We start from the raw sequence: 14,785 nt of genomic DNA on the forward strand, positions 1-14,785 counted from the left end.
TTAAATCATCTGACGGCAATATCCTTTATTACCTCACCAGCAATCATTAATCCCGCTACAGGAGGCATGAAGGAAACACTGCCCTTGACCTTATGCTTCTTTTCATTTTGATTTATTTCACACTCATTTGTGTTTATAGGATGTTCCTTTGAATACAAGACCTTTAACTTCTTTATATTTCTCTTTTTTAAATCTTTTTTCATTATTCTGGCAAGCGGACAATAGGAAGTCTTATAAATATCATCTATTTCAAAACTTGTAGGATCCAACTTGTTTCCAGTACCCATACAGGACATTACTGGCACCCCAATTTCCTTGGATTTGCATATGATTGCAATCTTAGCCATTATAGTGTCCACACAATCAACGACATATGACAAATCCTCTGTAATGATGTCGGATTCTGAATCAGCAAGGTAGAATTCATTATAAATTTCAATATTGGCTTCAGGATTGATATCCAAGATTCTCTCTTTCATGACATCAACCTTATTTCTGCCGATTGTTTTAGTTGTGGCTATTAGCTGCCTATTGATATTGCTCTCATCAACCTTATCGAAATCCACCAGCACAAAATTGCCTATTCCGCTTCTTGCAAGTCCTTCGCAAACAAAGGAACCGACACCACCAAGCCCAAAAACAGCAACTTTGGCATTCTTTAGTTTTTCCATTCCCTCATTTCCAATTAACATTTCTGTTCTTGAAAACTTCTCATCCATCTATGCTCACCAAAAATTTAATTTAATTCAATTGATTATATAATAATTGAGGTTAAAAGAATAAAAACTTAATGCAATAATTTTCTAATCAACAGAAATTTCTAATCAACAGAAAAAATAATCTCTTATGTGAGGAATTTGATGATTATCGATACACATTGCCATATTTACAATAGTGAAATGGAAAATGCAGAGGAAATAATAAAAGAGGCTCAAAAGAACAATATAACCTTAATATTGAATGGAACTGACCCAAAAAGCAATGAAGAAGTATTGAAATTGTCAGAAGACTATGAGAATGTCTATGCTGCTTTAGGTTACTTTTACACTCTTGCAAATGAAATCACAGATGAAGACATTGCGATATTGGATAATCAACTAAAAAAGGATAAGGTCATCGCAGTGGGAGAAATAGGATTAGATTATTACAAAGGAAAAGAAAATAAGGAAAAGCAAATTGAGCTCTTTGAAAAAATGCTTGCCTTAGCCGAAAAACATGAGCTTCCAGCAATAGTCCATTCCAGAAAGGCAATGCAGGACACTTATGACATCTTGAAAAAGCACAGCGTAGTGGGATCCATGCATTCCTATCAAGGTTCAGGAGAAATGGCTGAGGAATTCATCAAATTAGGTTTCTATATAGGAGTGGGTGGAACAATCACTCACAAAAACAACAAGAAAGCAAGAAAAATGCTGAATAAGATAGGCATTGACCAGGTGCTTCTTGAAACAGATTCCCCATATTTACCTCCAGAAGAAAAAAGAGGGGAAATGAATACACCACTGAACATAAAATACATCATAAGAAAAATAGCTGAAGAATTGGATATTGAAGAGTCTGAAGTTATTGAAATAACTGCAAAAAATGCTAAAAGATTGTTTAAGATATGAAGAAATATTTTCAATACTCATGCATGCCCTAAAACTCATTGTTCCAATGCCTTTTTTGTAATTCTGATTGCTCCAGCACTATGAATTCGAACAATTCTGTTTTCATCATTTTCAGCAAAATATTCTAGCTTTTTCAAGTAATGCTTTACACAATTTGGTCTTGTTTTTCCAATCACTCTAAACATTTCAGGAGCTTCTATCCTAACCTTATCTTCAGAATCTGAAATCATTTCATAAAAGATATCCAATTTATCGCAAAATAAGTCTGGATTGCTTGTAGCTATATTTTCACAAGCCCAAATGAATGCATGTCTAACATTAAATGATTCATCATCTTTCAATTTCATCAATTTGTCCATATAAACGATTACTAAATCATTATCCGCCCTGCCTATTCTTCCAATTGCATTAGCAGACCTTTCTCTCAATTTAGGATCATTATCCTCTAAGTAACTTGCAATATCCTTAACATGACATTCTATTTCTTCCGGATACTTCAAACCCATTTCACCAAGAAGCCATAACACCTTTGCTTTGACATCTGCAGAATAATCATAATTCAACTTAAGCGCAACATCATCGATATTTGCTTTCCAATTTTCCTTATCCTTTGTTAATTCTCTCAATTCATTTAGTATTTCAATATCTGCATTAGTTGACATTTTATTATTTTCCTTATTTTGGATAATAAACTTCTCTAAAAGAAGATATTTAAAAATATCTATTTTCTAATATTTAAAAAAAATATCATATCTAAAAAAAAATATTAATTCTGAAAATAAAAATATCTAAAAATTTACTAACAATCGTTAGTTTTATATATCAATGCCAATATAATAAAATATGAATTTAACTAACAAGTGTTAGTTTAAATAATTTTACTTTAATACTATTAAAATATTTAAAATGATAAAATGGCTAGAAAAAATACAAAAGAAAAGATATTTGATGTTTCCATTGATTTGTTCTCACAAAACGGATATGATGGAGTTTCCATACGCCAAATAGCTAAGGAAGTTGGAATAAAGGAAAGTTCCATTTATAATCACTACCAAAGCAAGGAATCAATATTAGAATCCATATTAAGCTATTACATTAACGAAATGCTAAAGGAAGAAGCTCCTGTAATGCAACCTAAGGAAAATCTGAATATGGATTTTGACCATTTCTATAAGGAAGGAAGCGATAGATTCATCTCAAAGCTCTCTGAAGAGAAGATGATGAAGATTACAAGGATATTCCTGGTTGAATCCTATCATAACGAAAAGATAAAGAAATTTGTAAAGGAAGCAATTATAGGGTATGCAATCAATGGCTGGGAAGACCTCTTTAATCTAATGAAAGAAATGAATTTCATCAAGAAAGATGCTGACATCAAGCAGCTCGCAGAGTCATTCTATTACTATGGATTATTCCTATTATACGAACATTTCATAATAAATTATCCTGAAGATGATGAAAAATTCCTAAAGGATTTCGAAAGAAGAACAACAAATCATATGAAGATTCTCTTTAATTCAGTAAAGATAGATACAAAAAATCCAAAAGATTCACTGGAAAAAGAAAAAGAGTCTGAAGAAACCATCAGATTAGAAGAAGAAAAAGATTATCTGAAAGTTGAAAACCTTGTAAGAGATGCATTTTGGAACGTTTATAGACCAGGAGCCTATGAACATTATATAGTCCATAATTTAAGAGATGACTCAAGTTTCATTTATGACTTGGCATATATTATAGAGAAAAATGATGAAATCATCGGCCATATAAACTATTCAAATGGAAGATTGGATCTTTATAGGAAAAATAGGTATGGAGTAGACATTAAAGTTGCTGATGGAAGTGAAAAGGCAAGTGTCCTTGGGCCAATATCTATCAATTCCAAATATCAAAGCAATGGCTACGGGTCCAAATTAATAAGACATACCTTAAAACTTGCAGAAGATATGGATATTCCTTTTGTTTTTGTAATAGGTGATGAGGATTATTACCATAGATTCGGTTTTGAAAGTGCATCAAAATACAATATTTACCTTGAAGGAACAGACACTGAAGACGAAAATCCGTTTTTCATGATAAAAATATTAAATGGCAATGAGAATATTATCAAAGATCTGGATTTTGATAAGGGAATATTCTACAATCCAGAAGTCTTTGGTGTTGATGAAGATATGGTGGATGAATTTGATAAAAACTTTGAATATAAGGAAAAGAAGGTCCTTGAAGGGCAACTAGACATATGATAAATCTAATAGGTGTTACAATGAAATACATTATTATCAATGGATCTCCAAGAAAGAAGAATACATGGAGCATGGTTAAGCAAGCAAAAACCAATTTAGGAGATGACGCTGAATTTGAAGAGATACAATTGATGAAAGCTAAAATGCCAATGTGCAATGGCTGCTTTAAATGCATTATGGAAGGTGAAGACCATTGCCCTCATAATGAGATTGTGCAAGAAATTATGGAGAAGATCAAATGGGCAGATGGATTAATAATAACAAGCCCAGTTTATGCAATGAATGTTACTGGACTGCTTAAGAACTTCTTCGACCATACCGCTTACCTATACCATAGGCCAGAATTCTTTGACAAGAAAGCATTGATTGTTGTATCTACAGCAGGAGCTGGCCAAAAGGATGTTGCAAAATACATCGATGAAACATTAAGGCATTGGGGATTCAATAAAAACTATAAGATAACTTATGCCTGTGGCGGAAAGGACGACATCAATAGGGAAGAAATAAACAAGATTTCTCAAAAGTTCCATAAGGATGTATCTTCCAAGAAACTTCATTCACCAAAACTTATGGATTTGATTTTCTACAATGTATGGAGAGCTATGGCATTAAGTGAAGACCCAATAGAAGCTGATGCTAAATACTGGGAAAACACTGGCTTGGTGAATCATGATTTTGCTCCAAATGTAAACTTGGGAATATTGAAGAAGGCCTTTGCAAAAATAATGTTTTCCATACTTAAAAAAGTAATGAAATAAAATGCATAAATTGAAAGGCAGTATCATACTAGAAAATTATTAAAGTCTTTAAAAATATAAAGATTATTGAAAAAATAATTCTTGGTAATCCTATGAATCAATCTAAAAACACTGAATTATCTAAAACACCCTCAAAAAGAATATTCTATTACGATGTACTTAGAGCATTGGCAATAATTGGAATTGTATTTTGCCATGTATCAGTCTCATACGTATCTAGAGATATAAATGGCCCTAATCTTTATATTTCTGTATTCTTTGACTGTTTTAGAGATTTTTCAATCCCTATATTTGCAATGCTTAGTGGAGCCTTGCTCTTAGGTAAAAAAGACACTTTAATAAAATTCTTTAAAAAGAGATTATCAAGATTATTCATACCTTTCCTGTTTTGGGTATTGATTTATATAATGTTTACAAGCATAATGAGCCATGGATTTAACCTAGATAGTGCACTTAAGATATTCTTTGGAACAGCAGGAACATTAGGAGTTCATTTCTGGTTTGTTTGGATGATTATAATAGCTTATGTTGGAATATTCATAATAAACAAAGTGATGCAATTAGATATGAACATAAATGATTTCAATAAGAAATTCATCACAATTTTAGCAATTCTTTCTGTAATTTACATTGGATTAAGCCATTATCAGCTATTCGATCCATATAGCCCTAAATTAATATATTACCTTTCTTTCCTCACTTATATAGTAATAGGTTACTTCTTGGCAAAATGTGACTTTTTGGAAAAGAGAATTGATAGAAAATACCTGATAACAATCACAGCTTTGCTCTTCATTGGATCTTACCTATGGTACATATTCTGTTTTGTAGTTCCAAGGTCTCATCTAGTGCATCAATTCGTTAGATTAAGCTATTTCAATTTATTGATACTATTCATGTCTGCAAATGCATTTTTACTATTTAAATACTTATCCAAGACCAAATCATTCATTGATATGGAAAATAATAGATTAGGAAATGCATTTACAACAATAAGCAATTACAGTTATGGAATTTATCTTATTCATTACTTGGTTTTATATTGCATAAAAATCAATTTAATAAAATTCATCAATTTCACTCAAGGCAGCTCATTGATTTGGATACCTGTTTTAGTGATTCTTACAACAGCAATCAGTTTAGCAATTCTATCAATATTAGACAAGATTCCTTATTTAGATAAGGTGACTGGAAAGAAATAATAAATAAAAAATGTTTATAATTAGCCCTAAAAATACATATTAAAAAGTGATTTTATGATTGGAAACAGTTGGGATAATGTTTTAGAAGAGGAATTTAAAAAGGAATACTTCCTAAAAATAAAAGAATTTGTAGAAGCAGAATACAAAACTAAAACAATCTATCCGCCAAAAGAGGAAATATTCAATGCCTTCAACCTATGTCCAATAGAGAATGTGAAAGTTGTCATATTAGGCCAAGATCCTTATCATGAAGAAGGACAAGCTCACGGCCTTGCATTCTCAACACCTGAAGGACATCCAATCCCAAGGTCTCTGAAAAACATCTTCAAGGAAATAGAATCAGAATATGGCTATCCGATTCCAGATTCCGGATGCCTTGAATCCTGGGCAAAGCAAGGAGTTTTCCTACTCAATACTGTACTCACCGTTGAAGAGGGAAATGCAAATTCACACAGCAAATGCGGTTGGCAGACCTTTACAGACAATGTAATCAAAATATTGAACAGCCAAAAAGCACCAATCGTTTTCCTTTTATGGGGAAAACAGGCAGAACTCAAAAAGGAATTGATTACAAATCCTAATCATTTAGTGCTTATATCCTCTCATCCAAGTCCATTTTCTGCAAGAAGAGGGTTCTTTGGATGCAATCATTTCAAATTGGCTAATGAATTCCTACAAGAAAACAATTTAGAAGAGATTGATTGGAGAATCAATAGCTCAAATAAAGGCCAGCAAACTCTTTTTTAATTTTAATTTTAATTTTTTATTGAACTTCCCTTAAAATATTTTTTTTAATTTTTTAAAATCTAATTTTTATATTGTTCATCAATAAACAGTTTCCTAAGAAACATTTATATATTTGTAAAATCAACTATTAATTATGAAAGAAAATGAAAAAACATTGGATAAATTTGATTCAATGCCTTTTATAGCACTAATTCATCACATTTCCAAAAACAAATTAAGATATGCGCAAAAAAACCCAAACCATATAGATATGGTTCATGAGGGTCGCTACTTAATGGAAATTCATAAAAGAAAAGACTTATCTCAAGATGACCTAGCAACTATTTTTGGCCAAAGCAAAGGAACAATAGCGAAAGCTTTGAAAAAATTGGAAGATAAGGAATATGTTGAAAGGATTGTAGATGAAAACAATAGAAGAAAATACATCTTAAAAACAACAGAGAAAGGTGAAGAACTAGCTATTCTATTAAAAAATGATTTAGAAGAATGGGAAAATGCTGTTGGAATTGACAAACTGGATGAGAATGCAAAATGTCAATTAAGGGAAATAGCTAGAAAAACAGAGGAAATACTTAAGGAATAATAATTAAATTAATTTTTATTGATAGGGATTAAAATGGCAAATAAAAATGTGGAATTAATGAGAGGAAATCCGGAAAAGGCAGTGAAGACCCTTGCTATTCCAATCATGATATCAATGCTTTTGACAGCATCATACAATATCATTGACGGTATTTGGGTAGCAGGTCTTGGACAGGCTGCAATAGCGGGGATAGGTTTCGTAACCCCTATCTTCATGATATTGAATGGGGTAAGTGTAGGTCTTGGAAGTGGTGCTACAAGCAGCATTAGTCGTTTTGTAGGAGCTAAAAACCATGAAGGCGCCAATAAGTCTGCAGCACATGCTCTTTTAATATTCTTAGTTGCTTCAATCATTCTTACTGTAGTCCTATTATCCGTTCAGGAACCTTTGCTTCGAGCTTATGGAGCAAGCGGACAAAACCTTGCTGAAGGAATTAAATATGGAACCCCTCTATTTTTAGGCCTTATTGCCTTTATGTTCGGTAACGGAGGAAGCGGTATTCTTCGTGGGGAAGGTGATATGAAAAGGGCAATGTATGCAATGATTGTCTCTGTAACCCTTAATGCCATTCTTGATCCTCTTTTCATTTATGTATTAGGATTAGGTTCTGCAGGAGCATCCCTTGCAACAATTGTCAGTGCTCTTGGATCAGCATCAGTAATCCTGTACTGGATACTCATCAAAAAGGACACATATGTGAATGTCAACTTAAAAGAGTTTAAATTCGACTCCAAAATAGCTAAAGACATCTTAAAAGTAGGTATTCCTGCATCTATGGACATGTTCATGATGTCCCTTGCAGTAAGCTTATACTTAATGTTCATCTCAACAATTGGAGGAGAATACGGTATTGCATCATTCACCTCAGGCCAAAGATTATACCTATTTGCAATAATGCCCCTTACAGCTATTGGTAGTGCAGTAGCTGCAGTTTCAGGAAGCGCATATGGTGCTAAAAATGGCGATTACCTATCAAGAGCCCACTTATATGGAGTTAAATTTGGAATAGCATTTGGAACTGCTGTAACAATAATATTGATTGCATTTGCACCACAGCTTGCAACATTGTTTGCATACACAAAAGAAACAGCCGCTTTGGTTCCAGAGATTACAAGATTCTTAAGAATAGCTAGCCTTTGCCTTCCACTAACTGGAGCGGGAATGACTTCAAGTTTCCTCTATCAAGGAATGGGTAAGGGAACCATAAGCTTGATGTGGACCATTATTAGAGAGGTTATCTTTACTGTTACCGCAACATACACCTTAGGAATAGTCCTAGGATGGGGACTTGTTGGTATTTGGACAGGTCTGGCTGTGGGAAGAATCACTGCAAGTATCTTGAACTTCGCATTTGCAAGATTTACAATCAGGAAAGTGAGAGAGAAATTCGGCACTTAATTATCAATTATTACAATATTAACAAATAACTATTAAAATCTAAAGGAAAAAATACTATGCAAAAAACACTAGATACAAAAACACGGAATTTGATACTCATATTATTTTTAATAGGAGTGTTTATGGGCTCATTGGATACTGGAATCATAGGTCCAGTACTTCCATCAATCGAACAAAGCTTCCACTTGACAAGTAGGGAATCAAGCTGGATATTTACACTATTTGTAATATTTTTCATGATTGGCTCTCCAGTCATGGCTAAATTTTCAGACTTTTATGGAAGAAAGAAGGTCTTTATATTAGATGTAATCCTTTTTGGAATAGGATCATGCCTAATAGCGTCTGCATTTAGCATAGAGGCAATATTTTTAGGAAGAGTCGTACAGGGTTTCGGTTGTGGAGGAATTTTCCCTGTAGCTGGAGCATTTGTAGGAGATGCATTCCCACTTGAAGAGAGAGGAAAGGCATTGGGAATTCTTGGAAGTGTATTCGGTATTTCTGCAATTGGAGGCCCATTGGTTGGAGCAGCTTTGATTCCCTATGGTTGGAATTGGTGCTTTACAATAAACATTCCAATAGCCATATTCATAATAGCATTTGCATGGTACATCCTTCCTGAGATGGAAGATGAGAGAAAATTGAAGATAGACTATTTGGGAATCATAATTCTAAGCCTGCTTGCAATATTTTTAGCTTATGGCCTAAACCAAATCGATTCAAGCAATTTCTTAAACAGTCTATTGTCTTTGAATGTTCTACCATTCCTATTGGCATTTATTATCCTAATCCCAATATTCCTAAAAGTGGAAAAAAGAGCAGAGGAATCAATTGTGCCAATACACATGCTCAAAAACAGGGAAATTAGCATTGCATGTGTTGAAACATTATGCTATGGCATAATCTACTCTTCAGCAATATTCATCCCATCACTTGTAATCCTTTCTATGGGATTGAATGAACAGTATGCAAGTCTTATGCTAATTCCAATTTTGGGAGCAAATGCAGTTGCAGCACCAATACTCGGTAAGATTCTGGATTCTGCAGGTTCCCGTAAGATCATGGCAGTGGGAACAATAATGTTAGCTATAGGATTATTTGCAATTGCAGTTTACCCAAGCAATTTGATATTTTTCATAATAGCAGGATGCATGATTGGTGTAGGTCTTGTAACAATCATCGGCGCTCCTTTAAGATACATAGTTTTAACTGAAGCAAAACCATATGAAAGAGGTGCAGGCCAAGCTATTGTAAACATGCTCTCAAGTGCAGGACAATTGATAGGTGGAGCCCTCATTGGTGGAATAATCGCATCATTTGCGGGAATTTTAGGTTATAAAATCAGTTTGCTTTTAGCAGCGATTGTTGCTCTCGTTGCATTTGCATTCACATTGAAATTAAAAAGCCGTGACGAGCAAATAGCTACCATGAAAGCAAATCAATGAAAAAATGAAATTATGTAATTAAAAAATAGAAAAAACTGAATAAAAAAATAAAATATTAATAAAAATAAGATAAAAAAGAAGGAAACATAAAATAAAAAAAATTAATAAAAATAAGATAAAAAAAGAAAGAATCACAAAATAAAAAATTAATAAAAATTTACTATTAAAAATATTAAAGAAAGATGTTAGGAAATAGCATCTTTCATAGATTTGACATAATTTACAAGTGGCTCTTTTGCATTTTCTCCATGCTCTGCAATAATATTAACAATTGCACTTCCTACAATAACACCATCAGCCACTTTTGCAATATTTTCTGCCTGTTCCGGAGTATTGATACCAAAACCAACTGCTGCTGGAACATCAGTAACTTCCTTAATATCTTTTAAAATGGATTTTAAATCAGTTCTAATCTCACTTCTCATTCCTGTGACCCCTAATGATGAAACAACGTAAATGAAACCGCTTGCTTCCCTTGCAATCATTTGAATACGTTCTTTTGAAGTAGGTGCAATCAAGCTGATTATATCAATGCAATACTTTTGAGTCACTTCAAGAATCTCATCCTTTTCATCATATGGAAGGTCTGGTGAAATGATTCCACAAACATTCAATTCCTGACATCTCTTGAAGAACTTGTCATAGCCATAGTAGAATACTGGATTGATATAAGTCAAGAACACCAAAGGAACATCTGACTTTTCCCTAATTTGACGGATTGCCTCAAAAACATCATCAGTGTTTGTATTGTTTGAAAGCGCTCTTATATTTGCCTCCTGAATGACAGGCCCCTCAGCTACAGGATCTGAAAATGGAATTCCTATCTCGACCAAGTCACATCCTGCCTCTTCCATAGCCAATACATATTCCACAGTCTTTTCAATTGTAGGGTCTCCTGCAGTCAAGAATCCTATGAAAGCCTTTCCATCCTTGAATGCATCAGCAATCTTTATATCTTTCTTATCACTCATTTAAAACACTCCTACAATTATTCGTATAATTCAACTCCTTTATAGCGAGCAATAGCTGCTACATCCTTATCTCCACGACCTGATACATTGATGACAATAATATCATTCTTATCCATATCCCCTGCAATTCTCATGGCATGAGCTATTGCATGTGATGACTCAATAGCTGGAATGATTCCTTCCATTCTAGATAAGTATTCAAATGCTTCCACTGCCTCATCATCAGTTGCTGAAACATACTCTGCTCTTCCGATATCATGCAAATAGGCATGTTCAGGACCAATTCCAGGATAATCAAGTCCTGCAGAGATAGAATAAACTGGAGAAATCTGACCATAGTTTCCTTGACAGAAATAAGATTTCATTCCATGGAAGATTCCAAGCTCACCTTTAGCAATTGTTGCTGCATGGAATTCAGTATCAATTCCTTTTCCTGCAGCTTCAACACCTACAAGCTTTACCTCTTCATCTTCCAGGAAATTGTAGAATGCTCCCATAGCATTGCTTCCACCACCAACACAAGCGATAACCATATCTGGCAATTTGCCTTCAAGCTCCATGATTTGCTCTTTTATCTCTTCACTGATTACAGCTTGGAAATCCCTTACAATTGTTGGAAATGGATGTGGCCCCATAGTGGATCCTATTACATAGTGAGTGTCATCAACTCTTGAAATCCATTCTCTGAATGCATCATTCACCGCATCCTTAAGCACTTTTGAACCGGTTGTTACGGTGTGAACCTTAGCTCCGAGAAGTTCCATTCTAAATACATTCAATGCTTGACGCCTGGTGTCCTCTTCACCCATGAACACTTCACATTCCATACCTAATAAAGCTGCTGCAGTAGCAGTAGCCACTCCATGCTGACCTGCACCGGTCTCTGCAATGACTCTGGTCTTTCCCATCTTTTTAGCCAAAAGGCATTGGCCAAGCACATTGTTTATCTTGTGAGCACCAGTATGGTTCAAGTCTTCACGCTTAAGGTAAATCTTCGCTCCACCAAGGTCTTCGGTCATTCTCTTTGCATAATACAATAATGAAGGTCTTCCTGCATATTCCTTCAATAGAGTGTTCAATTCCTCTACAAATTCAGGATCTTCCTTAAAATGATTATATTGTTCTTCCAAGTTCAGGAGTTCATTCATCAATGTTTCAGACATGTATTGTCCACCATGAACTCCAAATCGTCCTCTGCTCATATTTTATCTCCAATTTTAAAAATCAATATTTTTTGTAATTATCTCTTAATTTCTCCAATCATAAAATCCAAATATTTATTAGTAATTATTATTATCTATAATTTTCCATAATTTCAATGATTTTCTTGATTTTCTCTTCATCCTTGAATCCTTCAGTTTCAACGGAACTGCTTAAGTCAACTGCAAATGGATTGAATTCCTCAATAGCTAAAGCCAGGTTTTCACTGTTTAGACCTCCAGCTAAAAAAATGGAATTCTCAAAGAATTCACTCTCTTTATCTAGTAGACTCCAGTCGAATGTTTTGCCAGAGCCTTTTCCACTGTCTAATATAAAATAGTCAGATGCTGAATCTCGCCACTTCAATAGCTCATCATCATAATCAGCACCATCTTTTATTTCAATTGCATTTATAACAGGTATTTGTTTTCCAGTTTCTTCAATTGATTTATCTTTTAGATTCCTTATATACTTTTCATCTTCATCTCCATGAAGCTGGGCCATTTCGATTATTCCATCCTTGAACAAATCTACAATTAGCTTCATGTGCTCATTCACAAAGACTCCTACAGGAACTATATCCTCACTTAAAAGGTCTGACAATTCCTTAGCCTGCTCATATGATACCTTACGTGGACTCTCTGCAAAAACAAATCCAATGTAATCCGGCTTGTAGCTATTTGCCATTTCTATATCTTCAGCCCTTCTCATTCCACAAATCTTAAGCTTAACCATTCTTTAACTCCAAAATTAAGCGTTCTTCAACTCCTCAATCATAGCCTTTTTATCATCACTTCTCATTAAAGTTTCACCAATCAAGACTGCATCAACATTGTTTTCCTTTAATTTCCTTACATCTTCAGCAGTTTTAATTCCACTTTCTGAGATAAATATGATATCATCACTAACCAATCTACGTAGGTTTATGCTGTTTTCAATATCAACAGTGAAATCAGCAAGATTCCTATTGTTTACACCTATTATCTCTGCACCAGCATCTATTGCAGTCCTGATCTCATTTGCATCATGAGTTTCAACAATAGCAGAAAGACCTAAATCATGAGCTAAATCCAAATATTTCTTCAATTGAACATCCTCAAGTATTGAAACAATCAAAAGAATAGCTGAAGCCCCTAATGATTTAGCTTCCCATATCATATATTCATCTATTGTAAAGTCTTTTCTTAAAATTGGAATAGATACATTTTCAGCAATTTCCTTAAGGTAATCGTTAGATCCCTTGAAAAAATATGATTCTGTCAAAACTGATATTGCAGATGCTCCTGCTTGCTCATAATCCTTTGCGATTTTAATGTAATCAAAATCTTCAGCTATTAATCCTTTTGAAGGAGAAGCTTTCTTGACTTCCGCAATGATGGCAATTTCAGGGTCTTTCAAAGCTTCCTTAAAAGGGAAGTCATCATTGATATCCAGTTTTGATACTTCCTCTTTGAGTTGGCTTAAAGGCTTATTCCTTTTTGATTCAACCAATCTCTCTTCAGTCTTTGCAACAATTTTTTCCAGCATATAATCATCTATTAGTAAGCTAAGGTATTTATCTATTTGTAACTTCAATGAATCTTTCAAGCTGATTCAATGCCTTGCCTGAGTCAATGACCTCTTCAGCTAACCTGATTCCATCTTCCAATGAATCCACTTTCCCTGCAACATATAATCCTGCAGCTGAATTCAAAAGGACTGCATTTCTTCTTGGACCTTTTTCTCCGTTCAACACAGCTAATGTGATTTCTGCATTTTCCTTTGCATCCCCTCCAACAAGGTCTTCCTTAGATGAAATAGACATGCCAAAGTCCTCTGGAGAAAGTTCATAAGTCCTTGTCTTGCCATCCTTGAGTTCACATACTGCAGTCTTGTCACTAGCTGAAATCTCATCCATCACATCCAATCCATAGACAACCATTGCAGACTTAACCCCTAAATTTTTCAAAACATCTGTAAGGGGCTCCAAGAGTTCCCTTTCATACACTCCCAACACTTCCATTGAAGCACCTGCAGGACTTGTCAATGGTCCTAAAATATTGAATATTGTTCTAATGGAAAGCTCTTTACGCACTCCTGCAACATATTTCATTGAGAGATGGTAGTTTTGAGCAAAAAGGAAACATAAGTTTATTTCCTTTAGGCAACTTAAGCTTTTTTCAGGACTTATATTGATATTGACCCCTAATGCCTCAAGCACATCTGCTGCACCACATTTGCTTGAAGCGGATCTGTTTCCATGCTTTGCCACTGGAACGCCTGCAGCTGAAATCACAATGGAAGAGGTAGTGGAAATATTAAATGTATTTGAACCGTCCCCACCAGTTCCAACAATTTCCAAGACTTCCTCATCATTCAATAACCTTACACAGTGAGCCCTCATAGCTTCAGCAGATGCTGTGATTTCATCAATAGTTTCACCTTTCATTGACATTGCTGTTAAGTATGCGCTCATTTGAACTTCACTTGCCTTTCCGCTCATGATCTCATCCATTGTCTCATAAGCTTCCTCATAAGTTAAATCTTCATGTTTATATACCTTTAAAATTGCTTCTTTAATCATAAAAAATCCCTTTCTTGCTTTTTAAAAATTCTAATGTCTTCAATTAATCAGTTTTACTATTCTTTATTTAA

General features: G+C 34.3%; 15 protein-coding genes. 8 read left to right on the forward strand and 7 right to left on the reverse strand.

Annotated elements, in window-relative coordinates; all coding sequences use genetic code 11:
- Positions 1 to 5 precede the first annotated feature (5 nt).
- Complete coding sequence (locus QZU90_RS05255; RefSeq protein ID WP_295607943.1) at positions 6 to 719, reverse strand: tRNA threonylcarbamoyladenosine dehydratase; 714 nt, start codon at positions 717 to 719, stop codon at positions 6 to 8.
- A gap of 141 nt (positions 720 to 860) precedes the next feature.
- Between QZU90_RS05255 and QZU90_RS05260 the strand changes: the two genes are divergently transcribed.
- The gene (locus tag QZU90_RS05260) at positions 861 to 1,610 is read left to right on the forward strand and encodes a TatD family hydrolase (RefSeq protein WP_295607941.1); all 750 of its coding nucleotides are present in this window, start codon (positions 861 to 863) and stop codon (positions 1,608 to 1,610) included.
- A 35-nt stretch (positions 1,611 to 1,645) separates the two neighbouring features.
- On the opposite strand, the gene QZU90_RS05265 is transcribed toward QZU90_RS05260, so the two are convergent.
- Positions 1,646 to 2,272 (reverse strand): sister chromatid cohesion protein PDS5, encoded by a 627-nt coding sequence (locus QZU90_RS05265; protein ID WP_295607938.1) that lies wholly within the window; start codon positions 2,270 to 2,272, stop codon positions 1,646 to 1,648.
- A gap of 252 nt (positions 2,273 to 2,524) precedes the next feature.
- On the opposite strand from QZU90_RS05265, the gene QZU90_RS05270 reads away from it, so the two are divergent.
- From QZU90_RS05270 to QZU90_RS05300, 7 genes are all read left to right on the forward strand, one after another.
- The gene (locus tag QZU90_RS05270) at positions 2,525 to 3,850 is read left to right on the forward strand and encodes a GNAT family N-acetyltransferase (RefSeq protein WP_295607935.1); all 1,326 of its coding nucleotides are present in this window, start codon (positions 2,525 to 2,527) and stop codon (positions 3,848 to 3,850) included.
- A gap of 20 nt (positions 3,851 to 3,870) precedes the next feature.
- The gene (locus QZU90_RS05275) at positions 3,871 to 4,608 is read left to right on the forward strand and encodes an NAD(P)H-dependent oxidoreductase (protein WP_295607933.1); all 738 of its coding nucleotides are present in this window, start codon (positions 3,871 to 3,873) and stop codon (positions 4,606 to 4,608) included.
- 92 nt (positions 4,609 to 4,700) lie between these two features.
- On the forward strand, positions 4,701 to 5,810 hold the full coding sequence (locus QZU90_RS05280; protein WP_296855940.1) for an acyltransferase: 1,110 nt from the start codon (positions 4,701 to 4,703) through the stop codon (positions 5,808 to 5,810).
- A 54-nt stretch (positions 5,811 to 5,864) separates the two neighbouring features.
- Positions 5,865 to 6,557, forward strand: a complete 693-nt coding sequence (gene ung / locus QZU90_RS05285; RefSeq protein WP_295607927.1) for a uracil-DNA glycosylase — start codon at positions 5,865 to 5,867, stop codon at positions 6,555 to 6,557.
- 133 nt (positions 6,558 to 6,690) lie between these two features.
- Positions 6,691 to 7,140 carry a MarR family winged helix-turn-helix transcriptional regulator gene (locus tag QZU90_RS05290; RefSeq protein WP_295607924.1) on the forward strand — a complete coding sequence of 150 codons (450 nt, stop codon included), beginning with the start codon at positions 6,691 to 6,693 and terminating at the stop codon, positions 7,138 to 7,140.
- Between the two features lie 33 nt (positions 7,141 to 7,173).
- The gene (locus QZU90_RS05295) at positions 7,174 to 8,538 is read left to right on the forward strand and encodes an MATE family efflux transporter (protein ID WP_295607921.1); all 1,365 of its coding nucleotides are present in this window, start codon (positions 7,174 to 7,176) and stop codon (positions 8,536 to 8,538) included.
- A 56-nt stretch (positions 8,539 to 8,594) separates the two neighbouring features.
- Positions 8,595 to 9,980, forward strand: a complete 1,386-nt coding sequence (locus QZU90_RS05300; protein WP_295607918.1) for an MFS transporter — start codon at positions 8,595 to 8,597, stop codon at positions 9,978 to 9,980.
- Positions 9,981 to 10,165: 185 nt separating this feature from the next.
- On the opposite strand, the gene trpA is transcribed toward QZU90_RS05300, so the two are convergent.
- The 5 genes from trpA to trpD form a co-directional block, all read right to left on the reverse strand.
- Positions 10,166 to 10,951 (reverse strand): tryptophan synthase subunit alpha, encoded by a 786-nt coding sequence (gene trpA, locus QZU90_RS05305; RefSeq protein WP_296855943.1) that lies wholly within the window; start codon positions 10,949 to 10,951, stop codon positions 10,166 to 10,168.
- A 17-nt stretch (positions 10,952 to 10,968) separates the two neighbouring features.
- Positions 10,969 to 12,153, reverse strand: a complete 1,185-nt coding sequence (trpB, locus tag QZU90_RS05310; RefSeq protein WP_296855945.1) for a tryptophan synthase subunit beta — start codon at positions 12,151 to 12,153, stop codon at positions 10,969 to 10,971.
- A 91-nt stretch (positions 12,154 to 12,244) separates the two neighbouring features.
- Positions 12,245 to 12,886 (reverse strand): phosphoribosylanthranilate isomerase, encoded by a 642-nt coding sequence (locus QZU90_RS05315; protein WP_296855947.1) that lies wholly within the window; start codon positions 12,884 to 12,886, stop codon positions 12,245 to 12,247.
- A 15-nt stretch (positions 12,887 to 12,901) separates the two neighbouring features.
- Positions 12,902 to 13,678, reverse strand: a complete 777-nt coding sequence (gene trpC / locus QZU90_RS05320) for an indole-3-glycerol phosphate synthase TrpC (protein ID WP_296855949.1) — start codon at positions 13,676 to 13,678, stop codon at positions 12,902 to 12,904.
- Positions 13,679 to 13,706: 28 nt separating this feature from the next.
- A complete protein-coding gene (trpD, locus tag QZU90_RS05325; RefSeq protein WP_296855951.1) occupies positions 13,707 to 14,714 on the reverse strand; it encodes an anthranilate phosphoribosyltransferase in 1,008 nt (335 codons plus the stop codon).
- Positions 14,715 to 14,785: the final 71 nt, after the last annotated feature.

The sequence above is a fragment of the uncultured Methanobrevibacter sp. genome, assembly GCF_902784195.1.
GTDB lineage: Archaea > Methanobacteriota > Methanobacteria > Methanobacteriales > Methanobacteriaceae > Methanobrevibacter.